Annotated in this window: 11 protein-coding genes and 1 pseudogene; 9 read left to right on the top strand and 3 right to left on the bottom strand. The window is 69.9% G+C overall.

Features of this window, described 5'->3' with window-relative positions; translation table 11 throughout:
- Positions 1 to 149 precede the first annotated feature (149 nt).
- The 3 genes from V2W30_RS29835 (at position 150) to V2W30_RS29845 (ending at position 3,987) form a co-directional block, all read left to right on the top strand.
- Positions 150 to 1,034, top strand: coding sequence for a FadR/GntR family transcriptional regulator (locus V2W30_RS29835; RefSeq protein WP_338701311.1), 885 nt, complete (start codon positions 150 to 152; stop codon positions 1,032 to 1,034).
- A gap of 426 nt (positions 1,035 to 1,460) precedes the next feature.
- Positions 1,461 to 2,996, top strand: a complete 1,536-nt coding sequence (locus V2W30_RS29840; RefSeq protein WP_338701313.1) for an RNA polymerase sigma factor — start codon at positions 1,461 to 1,463, stop codon at positions 2,994 to 2,996.
- A gap of 160 nt (positions 2,997 to 3,156) precedes the next feature.
- On the top strand, positions 3,157 to 3,987 hold the full coding sequence (locus V2W30_RS29845; protein ID WP_338701315.1) for a serine protease: 831 nt from the start codon (positions 3,157 to 3,159) through the stop codon (positions 3,985 to 3,987).
- A 102-nt stretch (positions 3,988 to 4,089) separates the two neighbouring features.
- Here V2W30_RS29845 and V2W30_RS29850 read toward each other — a convergent pair whose 3' ends face one another.
- A complete protein-coding gene (locus V2W30_RS29850) occupies positions 4,090 to 4,320 on the bottom strand; it encodes a DUF7455 domain-containing protein (RefSeq protein ID WP_338701317.1) in 231 nt (76 codons plus the stop codon).
- Positions 4,321 to 4,761: 441 nt separating this feature from the next.
- Between V2W30_RS29850 and V2W30_RS29855 the strand changes: the two genes are divergently transcribed.
- The 6 genes and pseudogenes from V2W30_RS29855 to V2W30_RS29880 all read left to right on the top strand — a co-directional run bounded on the left by V2W30_RS29855 (position 4,762) and on the right by V2W30_RS29880 (position 11,830).
- Positions 4,762 to 6,885: a DNA topoisomerase IV subunit B gene (locus tag V2W30_RS29855; protein ID WP_338701319.1), complete on the top strand. Its 2,124-nt coding sequence runs from the start codon at positions 4,762 to 4,764 to the stop codon at positions 6,883 to 6,885.
- 165 nt (positions 6,886 to 7,050) lie between these two features.
- Positions 7,051 to 7,557, top strand: coding sequence for a DUF1453 domain-containing protein (locus V2W30_RS29860; RefSeq protein ID WP_338701321.1), 507 nt, complete (start codon positions 7,051 to 7,053; stop codon positions 7,555 to 7,557).
- The gene (locus V2W30_RS29865) at positions 7,554 to 8,711 is read left to right on the top strand and encodes a sensor histidine kinase (protein ID WP_338701323.1); all 1,158 of its coding nucleotides are present in this window, start codon (positions 7,554 to 7,556) and stop codon (positions 8,709 to 8,711) included. The genes V2W30_RS29860 and V2W30_RS29865 overlap by 4 nt, the downstream gene beginning before the upstream one ends.
- Positions 8,708 to 9,415 carry a response regulator transcription factor gene (locus tag V2W30_RS29870; protein WP_338701324.1) on the top strand — a complete coding sequence of 236 codons (708 nt, stop codon included), beginning with the start codon at positions 8,708 to 8,710 and terminating at the stop codon, positions 9,413 to 9,415. The genes V2W30_RS29865 and V2W30_RS29870 overlap by 4 nt, the downstream gene beginning before the upstream one ends.
- Positions 9,416 to 9,494: 79 nt before the next feature.
- Positions 9,495 to 10,007: pseudogene (locus V2W30_RS29875) on the top strand (DUF485 domain-containing protein); the annotation flags it as partial.
- Between the two features lie 224 nt (positions 10,008 to 10,231).
- A complete protein-coding gene (locus V2W30_RS29880; protein WP_338703819.1) occupies positions 10,232 to 11,830 on the top strand; it encodes a cation acetate symporter in 1,599 nt (532 codons plus the stop codon).
- A gap of 90 nt (positions 11,831 to 11,920) precedes the next feature.
- Here the strand turns inward: V2W30_RS29880 and V2W30_RS29885 are convergent, their stop codons facing one another.
- Both V2W30_RS29885 and V2W30_RS29890 read right to left on the bottom strand, forming a co-directional pair.
- Complete coding sequence (locus V2W30_RS29885) at positions 11,921 to 12,598, bottom strand: response regulator (RefSeq protein ID WP_338701326.1); 678 nt, start codon at positions 12,596 to 12,598, stop codon at positions 11,921 to 11,923.
- Positions 12,595 to 14,238 carry a sensor histidine kinase gene (locus tag V2W30_RS29890; protein WP_338701328.1) on the bottom strand — a complete coding sequence of 548 codons (1,644 nt, stop codon included), beginning with the start codon at positions 14,236 to 14,238 and terminating at the stop codon, positions 12,595 to 12,597. The genes V2W30_RS29885 and V2W30_RS29890 overlap by 4 nt, the downstream gene beginning before the upstream one ends.
- Positions 14,239 to 14,381 lie beyond the last annotated feature (143 nt).

Here is a 14,381-nt window from a genome sequence, read left to right on the forward strand (position 1 = left end):
CTTCTGGTCCCGCACCGCGCACAACTCCCCACGGAACACGCATTTCTTTCCGATAAGGCGTCAATTGCGGCGAGGGGGGAGATCACCCTTTCGTGTGCTTTTCACCAAAGACCTCAAGGGAGTTGGGGACGGCGCCGACAACAGATTCCGTGACTACCCTTGCGCACACCATGATGACCGCCGCCCGCTCCGCCGACTCGAGCCTCTCCGGACCGGGCGAACTCGACCGCTACCCCTACGCGGAGTCGACCGCCGACCGCGTCGGCGCCTCTCCCTGGGACAACACCGACCAGGATCTCGGCCGGATGGGCCGACGCGCTGCGGGCAGCCGGGGCCGCGGTCTGCACGGTCAACTCGTCCAGCAGCTGGGGCAGATGATCGTCTCCGGCGACCTGGGCGCGGATCGCCCGCTGGTGCCCGAGGAGATCGGCCAGCGTTTCGAGGTGTCCCGTACCGTCGTCCGCGAGTCGCTCCGCGTCCTTGAGGCCAAGGGCCTGGTCAGCGCCCGGCCGAACGTGGGCACGCGCGTGCGCCCGGTCAGCGACTGGAACCTCTTGGACCCGGACATCATCGAGTGGCGTGCCTTCGGGCCGCAGCGCGACGACCAGCGCCGCGAGCTGAGCGAGCTGCGCTGGACGATCGAGCCCCTCGCCGCGCGGCTCGCCGCCGGGCACGGCCGGGAGGACGTGCAGCAGCGCCTTGCGGACATGGTCGAGATCATGGGGCACGCGCTCGGGCAGGGGGACTCGATCACGTTCGCCCGTGCCGACGCCGAGTTCCACTCGCTGCTCATCCAGCTCGCGGGCAACCGCATGCTGGAGCACCTCTCCGGCATCGTCTGCGCAGCCCTTCAGGTCTCCGGCGGCCCCGTCACCGGCTGCGACCGTCCGACCGAGACGTCCGTCGCACACCATGGCCGCATCGCCGACGCGCTCGCCGCGGGCGACAGCTCCGGCGCCGAGGCCGCGATGCGCCAGCTGCTGATGGTCCACCCCGAGGTGGAGCGCGTCGTGCCGGCCCCGCGCGAGCACTGACCGCGCCGAGAGCGCGGCAGAGCGAGGGAGTACGCACCAGATGTCGCCGGACGGCGCCCCCGCATGCCTCGCGCATGAGGAGGAGGCCCCATCCGGCGACTCGGTCGTATGGGTCCGTTGTTCGTGCGGGGGCGGGTGTTCGCCCGTACGATCCGCAATAAGTGACCGACTCTGCCCGTATCCGTCTGTTTTTGACCACTTACGGGGTGTGACTCGGGCCACGCAGATTGGGCGTAACGCTCCTCGGAACAACGCGATGACCTAAGAGGTGACAGCCGAGGAGGGAATACAGCAGCCGTTCAAGGCGCTGTGCATCTCCCCGGCCCCCGCCCGCGCCGCCGACCCATCCCCAAGTCGGCGGTCGTCGGCTCCGGTCCACACAGGACGGGGCCGGAAGCCGTTTTCCAACGTTCCGAGAGGTTGTTCGTGTCGGCCAGCACATCCCGTACGCTCCCGCCGGAGATCGCCGAGTCCGTCTCTGTCATGGCGCTCATTGAGCGGGGAAAGGCTGATGGCCAGATCGCCGGCGATGACGTGCGCCGTGCGTTCGAAGCCGACCAGATTCCGGCCACTCAGTGGAAGAACGTTCTGCGCAGCCTCAACCAGATCCTCGAGGAAGAGGGTGTGACGCTGATGGTCAGTGCCGCTGAGCCCAAGCGTCCCCGAAAGAGCGTCGCAGCCAAGAGTCCGGTCAAGCGCACCGCGACCAAGACCGTCGCGGCCAAGACGGTCACCGCCAAGAAGGTCGCCGCCACCGCCGCCCCCGAGGTGTCGGCCGACGAGGTGGCGGCGGACGACGCCGCGCCCGCCAAGAAGGCCGCGGCCAAGAAGACCACCGCCAAGAAGGCCACGGCCAAGAAGACCGTCGCCAAGAAGGCCACCGCCAAGAAGACGGCGGGCAAGAAGGACGACGAGCTCCTCGACGACGAGGCCACGGAGGAGACCCCCACCGCGGCCAAGAGTGGTGACGAGGAGACCCCCGAGGGTCAGGGCTTCGTCCTGTCCGACGAGGACGAGGACGACGCGCCCGCCCAGCAGGTCGCGGCCGCCGGCGCCACCGCCGACCCGGTCAAGGACTACCTGAAGCAGATCGGCAAGGTCCCGCTCCTCAACGCCGAGCAGGAGGTCGAGCTCGCCAAGCGCATCGAGGCCGGCCTGTTCGCCGAGGACAAGCTGGCCAATGCCGACAAGCTCGCCCCCAAGCTCAAGCGCGAGCTGGAGATCATCGCCGAGGACGGCCGCCGCGCCAAGAACCACCTCCTGGAGGCCAACCTCCGCCTGGTGGTCTCCCTGGCCAAGCGCTACACCGGTCGCGGCATGCTCTTCCTGGACCTCATCCAGGAGGGCAACCTCGGTCTGATCCGCGCGGTCGAGAAGTTCGACTACACCAAGGGCTACAAGTTCTCCACGTACGCCACCTGGTGGATCCGTCAGGCGATCACCCGCGCCATGGCCGACCAGGCCCGCACCATCCGTATCCCGGTGCACATGGTCGAGGTCATCAACAAGCTCGCGCGCGTGCAGCGCCAGATGCTCCAGGACCTGGGCCGCGAGCCCACCCCGGAGGAGCTGGCCAAGGAACTCGACATGACCCCCGAGAAGGTCATCGAGGTCCAGAAGTACGGCCGCGAGCCGATCTCCCTCCACACCCCTCTGGGTGAGGACGGCGACAGCGAGTTCGGTGACCTCATCGAGGACTCCGAGGCCGTCGTGCCGGCCGACGCGGTGAGCTTCACGCTCCTCCAGGAGCAGCTGCACTCCGTGCTCGACACCCTGTCTGAGCGTGAGGCGGGCGTCGTGTCCATGCGCTTCGGTCTCACCGACGGTCAGCCGAAGACCCTCGACGAGATCGGCAAGGTCTACGGCGTCACGCGTGAGCGCATCCGCCAGATCGAGTCCAAGACGATGTCGAAGCTGCGCCACCCGTCGCGCTCGCAGGTGCTGCGCGACTACCTCGACTAGTCACACGCGCTGTACGGCTCTGTGAAGGCCCGGCACGCCCCTTGAGCGGGGCTGTGCCGGGCCTTCGCCGCACGCGTTTGTGAGCGCGTCCTCGCGATGCGTGGCGCGCGCGGCTGAATCACTCTGGGTGTGCTGTTGCCACCCAGAGTGAGGAGCCCGCATGCGTCGCCCCTTCGCGAGAGCGCTGACCGCGCCGTTGGCCGCGCTGGCCGCGGCGGTCGCGCTGCCCTTGACCTCGTCGCCGCCCGCGGTCGCGGACGAGGGAGTCATCGGCGGCCGCCCGGTCCGCGTGGCCGACAGCCCCTGGGCGGTGGCGCTCGCCAGTCGTGACCGATTCGGGGGTACCCGCGCGGGGCAGTTCTGCGGCGGTGTGGTCGTCGCACGCTCGACCGTGCTCACCGCGGCGCACTGCCTGAGCGAGGACGTACTGGGCGCACCGCGCGGCGAGGTACGCGACCTCAAGGTCATCGCGGGCCGGAGCGACCTGCGGGCCGACGACGGCGCGGAGATCGATGTGCGCGACGCGTGGATCAATCCCGACTACGACGGCTACACCAACTCCGGCGATGTGGCGGTCCTCACACTGGCCACACCGCTACCCGGGGGATTCGTGATCCCGATGGCCAACGACGGGGACGCGGCTTACGAAGCCGGTACGGGCGCCGCTGTCTACGGGTGGGGTGACACGACGGGGACGGGCGACTACGCGCGCACCCTGCACGCGGCGCGCGTCCAGGTGCTCCCCGACGCCGTCTGCGAGGAGGCCTATCCGGGCAGCTCGGACGGTAGGTATCTGCCGTCCTCCATGCTGTGTGCCGGTGAGCCGGACGGCGGCAAGGATGCCTGCCAGGGGGACAGCGGGGGTCCGCTGGTCGCTCAGGGTCGACTCATCGGCCTGGTGTCCTGGGGGAGTGGCTGTGGGCGCGCGGGGAGTCCTGGTGTCTACACGCGGGTCTCCGACGTGCTGCGGGTGCTGCGGCAGCACTCCTGACGCGCTCCACGGATACGAGGACGGGCGGCCGCCCCTGGGTCGAGGGGTGGCCGCCCGTTCACCGGCCTGGTGCCGGAGCTGGCTCGTCGTGGGTGCGAGGTGTCAGCGATCCTCGGTCTCGGGGCCTGCCGGAACGGCGGTGAGCCGCTCCGTCTCGTCCTGTATCTCAGCGGCGATCTTCTTGAGTTCCGGCTCGAACTTGCGACCGTGGTGGGCGCAGAAGAGCAGTTCACCACCGCTGATGAGAACGACGCGCAGGTACGCCTGGGCGCCGCAACGGTCACAGCGGTCAGCGGCCGTCAGTGGGCTCGCGGGGGTCAGAACAGTAGTCACGTCGCCTCTTCTCTAGCTCGACGAGCTGTCGTACCAGGGTCAACATCCAACCAGGCCGAAAACGTTCCCGCTCGCGGCTTTTCCTCGAAAAATTTCTCCGAGACCGGCTGTCTGCTGCCGGGTGGCGGCGAATGTGCCGTATTGCGTCTCTTACGAGTCTTACGGGTTCGCGCGTTCTGTCAGGTCGGTCCTCCCCGGCCGGCTTGCCGGTTGTTCATGAGGACGTGCCCGGAGCCTAAATGGTTCATGCCTGGAAGGGAACGTGATGTGTGCTTCACTCCATCGAGGGATCGAACATGCATACGACCTTGGACTAGTCTGGGCTGAGGTGAGGGTGGCGTGACAACGGCTCTACCAGGCCTCGGTACCCTCTGAGCGGCGACCGACGCCGGCCCTGTACCCAAAAGGGCCCCATCTGAAATTCAGCGAGGAGCGAACCGCGTGACCGCCGAAACGTCCGTGCCGTCCACAGCGCTGCTGACCGGAGCAGACCGGGACGGTTCCAACTACACCGCGCGGCACCTGCTCGTCCTCGAGGGGCTTGAAGCCGTACGCAAGCGTCCGGGCATGTACATCGGCTCGACCGACAGTCGTGGCCTGATGCACTGCCTCTGGGAGATCATCGACAACTCCGTCGACGAGGCCCTGGGCGGCTACTGCGACAACATCGAGGTGATCCTGCACGACGACGGGTCCGTCGAGGTGCGGGACAACGGCCGCGGCATCCCCGTGGACGTCGAGCCCAAGACCGGCCTTTCCGGAGTCGAGGTCGTCATGACCAAGCTCCACGCGGGCGGCAAGTTCGGAGGCGGCTCCTACGCGGCCTCCGGCGGTCTGCACGGCGTGGGCGCCTCCGTGGTGAACGCACTGTCGGCGCGCCTCGACGTCGAGGTGGACCGCGGTGGACACACACACGCGATCAGCTTCCGCCGCGGAGTTCCCGGCGCCTTCTCCAAGCCCGGCCCGGACGCCCCGTTCGACCCTTCGGCGCGACTGAGCAAGATCAAGAAGGTGCCGAAGAACCGCCTCGGGACGCGCATCCGCTACTGGGCGGACCGGCAGATCTTCCTCAAGGACGCGAAGCTCTCGCTGGAGAACCTGCACCAGCGTGCCCGGCAGACCGCCTTCCTGGTGCCGGGACTCACCATCGTCGTACGCGACGAGTACGGCCTCGGTGAGGGCGGCAGCAAGGGCGAGGAATCCTTCCGCTTCGACGGCGGCATCAGCGAGTTCTGCGAGTACCTGGCGCAGGACAAGGCGGTCTGCGACGTCCTCCGCTTGACCGGACAGGGCAGCTTCAAGGAGACCGTTCCGGTCCTCGACGACCACGGTCAGATGACGCCGACCGAGGTCACGCGCGAGCTCGCCGTCGACGTCGCGCTGCGTTGGGGCACCGGGTACGACGCGACCATCAAGTCGTTCGTGAACATCATCGCCACCCCCAAGGGCGGCACCCACGTCTCGGGCTTCGAGCGTTCGCTCACGAAGACGATGAACGAGGTGCTGCGCAGCCAGAAGCTGCTGCGCGTCGCCGAGGACGACATCGTCAAGGACGACGCCTTGGAGGGTCTCACCGCCGTCGTCACCGTGCGCCTGGCGGAGCCGCAGTTCGAGGGGCAGACCAAGGAGGTGCTCGGCACCTCGGCGGCCAACAGGATCGTGGCCAACGTGGTGGCGAAGGAGCTCAAGGCGTTTCTGACCTCCACCAAGCGCGATGCCAAGGCCCAGGCCCGCGCCGTCATGGAGAAGGCCGTCGCCGCGGCCCGCACGCGCATCGCGGCCCGTCAGCACAAGGACGCGCAGCGCCGTAAGACCGCTCTGGAGTCGTCGTCCCTGCCCGCGAAGCTCGCGGACTGCCGCAGTGACGACGTCGAGCGCAGCGAGCTGTTCATCGTCGAGGGCGACTCCGCGCTCGGCACGGCCAAGCTCGCCCGGAACTCCGAGTTCCAGGCGCTCCTGCCGATTCGCGGAAAGATCCTCAACGTTCAGAAGTCGTCGGTCTCCGACATGCTGAAGAACGTCGAGTGCGGCGCGATCATCCAGGTCATAGGAGCCGGGTCCGGCCGGACCTTCGACATCGACGCGGCGCGCTACGGCAAGATCATCCTGCTCGTCGACGCCGATGTCGACGGCGCGCACATCCGCTGCCTGCTCCTGACGCTGTTCCAGCGCTACATGCGGCCCATGGTGGAGGCCGGGCGCGTCTTCGCCGCCGTGCCGCCCCTGCACCGCATCGAACTGGTCCAGCCGAAGAAGGGCCAGGACAAGTACGTCTACACGTACTCGGACCGGGAGCTGCGCGAGACGCTCCTGGAGTTCCAGCGCAAGAACGTGCGGTACAAGGACTCGATCCAGCGCTACAAGGGTCTGGGCGAGATGGACGCCGACCAGCTGGCCGAGACCACGATGGACCCGCGCCACCGCACCCTGCGCCGGATCAACATCGGCGAGCTGGACGCGGCCGAGCAGGTCTTCGATCTGCTGATGGGCAACGACGTGGCGCCGCGCAAGGAGTTCATCAGCAGCTCCGCCGCGACGCTCGACCGCTCGCGCATCGACGCGTAACGCGTGCGCCGCGCCCTCCGGCGCGGCCCGGCAGGTGGCTCCACCCACGGGTGGAGCCACCTGATCCACCCGTGATCCACCCTGGCTCCGATCACCTGACCTGCCATTTTCCGTAGCGTCGACGGCGTAGAACACTTCGCTCCCGACCGCTCCACGGAGGCCGTCATGTCCGGGCTCACCGATGTCCTGGTGATCGTCGCTGTTGTCGCGCTCGTGCTCGTGCGCCAGTTCAAGACCGAGCGCCTCTCGACGGATCGCAAGTGGTTGCTGCTGCCCGCCCTCCTCGCGTTCTTCGCGATACGGGACGGCTCCCTCACGGACCCGCACCACCTGGCCGGCTCGGTGATTCTGCTCGTCGCCGAGCTGCTGGTCAGCCTGGGCATCGGCATCGGGTGGGCGTTCACGACGCGCGTCTGGCGGGACGAGCAGGGGGACGTCTGGACCAAAGGCACCGCCGCGACCGTCGGCACCTGGACCGGCGGCATCGCGATCCGCGTCAGCCTCGTCGGCATCGGCCTCGCCCTGGGCATCCACCTCGGCACCTCCGCCCTGATGCTGGGCTTCGCCCTCTCGCTCCTGGTCCGCGCCGGGGTCCTGATGTGGCGGGCCGACGGTGTGCGATCGGCGTACGTTGGTCCTGTCGCGCAGCCGGCCTGGGAGGACCGCAGGTGACCCCGAGCCAGTGGACCGCGTGGCCGTCGCGGGAGGCGCTCTCCCGTGAAGGGCTGACGCGCGCCCGGCGGATGCTGGCGTGGGCCGTGCGGGTGGCGCTCCTCGCGATCCTGCTGTGGACCGCGGTCGAGCAGCGGGACGTCGCCGACTGGGCGGCGGCCCTGGCGCCGGTGGTCCTGCTCGCGTGCGGCGCCGCGGCGTGGGCGTTCTACCGCACGACACTCGCCCATCGACTGCTGCCCTCCCTCGGACTGCTCGCCTTTCTGCTGGCCGTCGCGGTACTGGCGCAGCGCGGTGGGTTCTACGCGCCGGCCACGGTGCTGTGGTGCGGCTGCGCGGTGACCGCGCTGGAGCGCATGCCGCTCGCTGCCGCGGTGCCCGCGACCGGGGTGTCCCTCACCGGGTTCGTCCTGGTCAACGACGACCCGTGGCTCACCACAGCGGCCATCACCATCGGACTCTGCCTCTCCGGTTACGTGCTGCGCCTGGACGCGGAGGCGCGGGGGAACGCACAGCGGCTCCTGGTGCAGGAGCGGGCCGCACGGGTCGCCGAGGCGGAGTCCGCCGCGCTCGCCGAGCGCTCCCGCATCGCCCGGGAGATCCACGACGTCCTCGCGCACAGCCTTTCCGCGCAGCTCGTGCACCTGGAGGCGGCCCGGCTGCTCATCGAGGGCGGGGCCGCCCGCGACCAGATCCTGGACCGGGTCGTCGCGGCCCGGGGCATGGCCCGTGACGGGCTGTCCGAGACCCGGCAGGCGCTCTCCGCGCTGCGGGGCGAGATGACACCGCTGGAGGACTTCCTGCGGGAGCTGGTCGGGTCGTCGGACGGCGCGAGCCTCGTCGTGCGGGGCGAGCGGCGCCCGATGTCGGTGGAGGCATCCCAGACGGTGCGCCGGGTGGCGCAGGAGGCCCTGACGAACGTACGCAAGCACGCTCCGGGGGCGAAGACGGAGATGCGGCTGGAGTACGGGCCGGGCGAAGTGGCCCTGGAGATCAGGGATTCGGGTGCGCTTCAGCCGCACCAGGAGCTCACTGTCAGTGGCGGCGGTTACGGTCTGTTGGGGATGAAGGAGCGGGCCGAGTTGATGGGCGGCACGCTGGAGGCCGGGCCGTACGAGGAGGGGTTCGTGGTGAAGCTGAGGGTTCCGGTATGAGCGGGCCCGCCGCGGGGGCGGGCGCGGGGCGGCCCCCGGCCCGCGTGGTGGTGGTCGACGACCAGACGGTGGTGCGCGAGGGCATCGTGATGCTGCTCGGGCTGCTGCCCGGGATCGAGGTCGTGGGAGCGGGGGGAGACGGCGAGGAAGCGGTCGCGCTCGTGGCCGAACTGGCCCCGGACGTCGTCCTGATGGACCTGCGCATGCCGCGCTGCGACGGAGTCGAGGCGACCAGACGGATCCGGGCGGAGTACCCGGGCACCCAGGTCGTCATCCTCACCACGTACGCGGACGACGAGTCGCTGTTCCCGGCTCTCACGGCCGGGGCGCGCGGATATCTGACCAAGGACGCGGGGGGTGACGAGATCGTGCGGGCGGTGTCCGACGTCCTGTCCGGGGACGCCGGGCTGGCGCCGAGCATCCAGCGGAGGTTGCTCGAGCGTCTGGCTCAGCCCGTGGCCGCGGATCCCGGTCCGAAAGAGCCGCCTGACGGGATGACGGCGAGGGAGGCCGAGGTCCTGGTGCTCATCGCCGACGGGCTGACCAACCAGGAGATCGCCCGCACACTCCACGTCTCGACCGCGACGGTGAAGACCCACATCAACAACCTGTTCGCGAAGGCCGGCCTCAAGGACCGTGCCCAGGCGGTCCGTTACGCCTACGGGCACGGGCTCGCGAGACCGCCGGGTACGTCCGTCACCTAGTCCATCACCTAATGGGGTGAAGGGCTTGCGAGGAGAGTCCGGGATCTTCCCGGTCTGTCCATCCTTGGGCACGCGGCCGATGTGGGCCGCGGACAAGGAGAGTTCGGTGGAGAAGCACGACGGGCGCGATACGGCGCAGCCCCGGGCCGGTGACCGCGGAGGCCTCGGCGATCCGTGGCACGACGCGCTGGCCTCGGGGTGGGGCGAGTGGGACGGCACGGGTGCGGCGGCGCCGGCGGTGCCCGCCCAGTCCGTACCCGCGGAGCGGAGCGCGGCAGGGGTCTACCTGGAGGTGCAGCGCAGTGCCGCCTTCCAGGAAGTACGCGGGCGCTACCGGAGGTTCGTCGTGCCCGCGGTCGCGATCTTCTTCGCGTGGTACGTCGCGTACGTCGTGGCGGCCACGAGCGCGCCCGCGCTGATGGCCCGGCCGGTCGCGGGCGCTGTGAACGTGGCGATGGTGGCGGGGCTCGGTCAGTTCGCCAGTACGTTCCTGCTGACGTGGCTGTACGCGCGCCACGCCCGCCTGCGCCGTGACCGCCCCGCGCTCGAACTGCGCTGGGACACGCAGGAGATGACGCGCGGCATCGACGGCGCCGTAGGCATGAACGGTTCGGCGCAGCCGGGGGCAGCCGCCCCGGCTGGCAGGCCCGATCAGGCGGATCCGGTGAGTCAGGTCGATCAAGGCGGTCAGGCCGGTCACGTCGGCCCGGCCGGTCACGTCGGCCCGGTCGGTCAGGTCGATTCGGTTGGCCCGGTCGGTCAGGTCGGCCCGTTTGGCCAGGTCAACGGCAAGGCGCGGAGCGAAGGCGGGCAATGGTGACCGGGAACCATCAGACTCTGGCGCTGTTGCTGTTCAGCGCGTTCGTGGCGGTCACGCTCGGGATCACGACGTGGGTGAGCCGCAACAGGCATGGTTCGGCGGAGGAGTTCTATGCGGGCGGACGATTGTTCTCACCTATGGAGAACGGTTTCGCCATTGCCGGTGACTACATGTCGGCCGCCTCCTTCCTCGGCATCTCCGGCCTGATCGCGCTCTTCGGCTACGACGGCCTGCTCTACTCCGTCGGCTTCCTCGTGGCCTGGCTGGTGGTGCTCTTCCTGGTCGCCGAACTGGTGCGCAACTGCGGCCGGTTCACGCTCGCCGACGTCGTGGCGTCCCGGATGCGGGAGCGTCCCGTACGCATCGCGGCGGGCACGTCCTCGGTCACCGTGTCCGTTCTCTACCTGGTGGCGCAGATGGTGGGGGCGGGCAGCCTGGTCGCGTTGCTGCTCGGCGGGTCGAGCGGCGCGGCGCAGGCATGGACCGTCGTCGGGGTCGGCGCGCTCATGGTCATCTACGTGTCGTTGGGAGGGATGCGGGCCACCACGTGGATCCAGATCGTGAAAGCGGTCCTGCTCATGGGCGGGACGATCGCCCTGACGGTGCTCGTCCTGGCGCGCTTCCACGGCGACTTCGACGAACTCCTGCGCACGGCCGCCGCGCGCAGTGGGCATGGCTCGGACTTCCTCGTGCCGGGTCTGAAGTACGGCGGGAGCTGGACCGCGCGCTTCGACTTCATCAGCCTGGGCCTGGCTCTCGTGCTCGGCACGGCCGGCCTTCCGCACATCCTGTCGCGCTTCTACACCGTGCCGACGGCGCGGGCCGCGCGCCGCTCCGTCATCTGGTCCATCGGGCTGATCGGCAGCTTCTACCTGATGACGATCGTGCTCGGATTCGGTGCCGCCGCCATCGTGGGCTCGGACGCCGTACGTGGGTCAAATGCCGCGGGGAACACGGCAGTTCCGCTGCTCGCGCTCGACTTGGGCGGCGGCGCGGACTCCACGGGAGGAACGGTGCTCTTCGCGATCGTCGCCGCGATCGCCTTCGCCACGATCCTCGCCGTCGTCGCGGGCATCACGCTCGCGTCCTCGGCGTCGGTGGCACACGACCTCTACGCCACGCTGCGGAAGCGGGGCGCGGACGCCAAGCAGTACAGCGAGGTCACCGTGGCGCGGGTCGCCGCGGCCGGCATCGGTGTGCTCGCTATCGGCCTCGGCCTGCTCGCCCGCGATCTGAACGTCGCGTTCCTGGTCGGCCTGGCCTTCGCCGTGGCTGCGTCGGCCAACCTCCCCGTACTGCTCTACTCGCTGTTCTGGCGGAACTTCACCACGCGCGGCGCCGTGTGGTCCGTGTACGGCGGCCTGGTGCCCGCGCTGCTGCTCGTGGTGTTGTCACCGGTGGTCTCCGGCAGTCCCACGTCGCTCTTCCCCGGCGTGGACTTCCAGTACTTCCCGCTGGAGAACCCGGGGCTCGTCTCCATTCCACTCGGCTTCCTCGCGGGCTGGCTGGGCACCGTGACCTCGGCCGAGCCGCCGGACGAGGCCAAGCACGCCGAGACGGAAGTACGCGCCCTCACCGGCGCCGGGGCCGTCTGACCCGCGTCGCGGGTGACAGGTGACAGGTGACAGGTGACTGGTCGCTGGCCACCGGTGACTAGGGACGGCGATTAGCGGCCCCGCCCCCCGTCAGAGGCCGGCGGCCCACTCGTAGCGGTGCTCGGGCCGCCCCGTGTCCCCGTACTTCAGGCTCAGCCGGACCCGCCCCGTGCGCTCCAGGAGCTTCAGATAGCGCTGGGCGGTCTGGCGGCTGAGCCGAGTGCGGTCGGCCAACTCCTGCGCGGACAGCGGGCCTTCCGCGCCCATCATGGCCCTGCGGACGAGTTCGGCCGTGGTGGGGGAGTGGCCCTTGGGCAGCTCGGGCGCGGGAGTGGCCGACAGCGCGCCGAAGATCCGGTCGACCTCCGCCTGCTCGGCCTCACCCCCGCCGTCGAGGGTGCGCCGCAGTTGCGCGTACGCCTCGAGCTTGCCGCGCAGACCCGCGAACGAGAACGGTTTGACCAGGTACTGCAAGGCCCCGTGGCGCATCGCGGACTGCACGGTCGCCACGTCGCGCGCCGCGGTCACCATGATCACGTCGATCTGGTGGCCGCGTTCGCGCAGCGTACGGGCGACGGTGAGGCCCGTCTCGTCCGGCAGGTAGTGGTCGAGGAGCACGAGGTCGACATCGACGTCCTCGATACGTTCCAGCGCCTCGGCGGCACTGTGCGCCGTGCCCACCACGCGGAAGCCGGGCACCTTCGCCACATAGGCGGCGTTGACGTCGGCGACACGTATGTCGTCGTCCACGACCAGAACCTCGATCATCGGACCTCCTCGGCCGCGCTCGGTACGGGATCGGTGAGGGCTTCCGGCAGCACCACGACGAACTCGGCGCCCCCTGAAGGCGACGCGGTGACCTCGGCCGTGCCACCCTGCCGCTCCGCGAGCCGTCGCACCAGGGCCAGGCCGATACCGCGCTTGCCGTGAGCGGGCGGCTCCTTGGTCGACCACCCCTCCATGAAGACGGCCTCCCGCTGATCGGCGGGCACGCCCGGCCCTGTGTCGCGCACACGGAGGACCGCTGTACGGGCCTGCGCCCGCAACACCACCTCCACGCGCGCGTGGAGCCCCGTACCGGCCGCCGCGTCCAGGGCGTTGTCCACCAGGTTGCCGACGATCGTGACCAGGCCGCGCGGATCCACCAGACGGTCGGGCAGCTCGGTGTCCCGCGAGATGCCGAGGGCCACCCCGCGCTCCGCGGCCACGGTCGCCTTGCCCACCAACAGGGCCGCGAGCAGCGGATCCCGGATCTTCTCGGTGATCTGCTCGGCCGTGAACCGGTGGGAGTCGGCCACCTCGCCGACGAACTCCGCGGCCTCCTCGTACATCTCCAGCTCCAAGAGCCCCAACAGCGTGTGCATCCGGTTGGCGTGCTCGTGGTCCTGAGCCCGCAGGGCGTCGATGAGGCCGCGCGTGGAGTCGAGCTCGCGGCCCAGTTGCTCCAGCTCCGTGCGGTCGCGCAGGGTGGCCACCGCGCCGCCGTCGTCCGTGGGCATCCTGTTGGCGACCAGAACGCGCTGGCCGCGTACGGTCAGCAGATCGGTGCCGGTGACGTGTCCCGCGAGCACATCGGTCGTGCGTCCCGCGCCGAGCACGGAGTCGAGCGGCTGCCCGATCGCCTCGGCGTCCAGGCCGAGCAGCCGCTGGGCCTCGTCGTTGAGCAGGCGTATCCGGCCGGTCCGGTCGAGGGCGACGACGCCCTCGCGGATGCCGTGCAGCATCGCCTCGCGCTCGGCGAGCAGCGCGGAGATGTCCGAGAACGCCAGGTCACGCGTCTGCCGCTGCACCCGTCGCGAGATCAGATACGCGGCCAGCGCGCCCACGGCGAGGGCTCCGCCCGCGTACGCGAACAGGCCGGGGATCGCGTGGATGAGGCGTGCGCGCACGCTGTCGTACTCGATGCCCACCGAGACGGCGCCCACGATGGCCCCGTCCGAGCCCCTCAGCGGCACTTTGCCGCGCGCGGAGCGCCCGAGGGTGCCGTCGTCGATCTCCATGACCTCGTGCCCCGCGAGAGCGTCGCTGGGGTCCGTGGAGACGACCTTTCCGATCCGGTCGCGATCGGTGTGCGACCAGCGGACCCCCTTGTTGTTCATGATCACGACGTACTCGGCGCCGCTGGCCCGCCGGATCCGCTCCGCATCGACCTGTACGGGCCCGTCCGCCGTCGGCCGGGATGACTCCAGGTCCGCGGCGATCCGCGGCTGCGCGGCCGTGGTCTGCGCGATGGCGAGGGCGCGGCGCATCGCCTGGTCGTCCAACTGCTCGCCGAGCGGCGCCAGGAAGAGCCCCGTGGCCAGCACGGCGACCCCGGCGGCGATCGCCACCTGCATCAGCAGGACCTGCGCGAACACGCGTCGCGGCATCGCGAGGCGCAGTCGGCGGGAGGGGGGTTTCGCGCTCATGGTCACGAACGGTACGGGGCGTTCCGCCCTCGTTCGTAGCCCTTGTGGTGCGGATCTCCTCCGCCGCTCTCCCATGATCCTTCTACCGGGCGGGAACCTAGCGTCTACAGAGCTAGAACATCGCTTCTACAGGGCGGGAACCT

Source organism: Streptomyces sp. Q6 (assembly GCF_036967205.1).
GTDB classification, from domain to species: domain Bacteria; phylum Actinomycetota; class Actinomycetes; order Streptomycetales; family Streptomycetaceae; genus Streptomyces; species Streptomyces citrinus.

Bases quoted from the DNA above. Each gene is read 5' to 3' on its own strand.
- V2W30_RS29890 (WP_338701328.1), bottom strand. From the start codon at position 14,238: ATGAGCGCGAAACCCCCCTCCCGCCGACTGCGCCTCGCGATGCCGCGA.
- V2W30_RS29885 (WP_338701326.1), bottom strand. From the start codon at position 12,598: ATGATCGAGGTTCTGGTCGTGGACGACGACATACGTGTCGCCGACGTC.
- V2W30_RS29870 (WP_338701324.1), top strand. From the start codon at position 8,708: ATGAGCGGGCCCGCCGCGGGGGCGGGCGCGGGGCGGCCCCCGGCCCGC.
- V2W30_RS29845 (WP_338701315.1), top strand. From the start codon at position 3,157: ATGCGTCGCCCCTTCGCGAGAGCGCTGACCGCGCCGTTGGCCGCGCTG.
- V2W30_RS29860 (WP_338701321.1), top strand. From the start codon at position 7,051: ATGTCCGGGCTCACCGATGTCCTGGTGATCGTCGCTGTTGTCGCGCTC.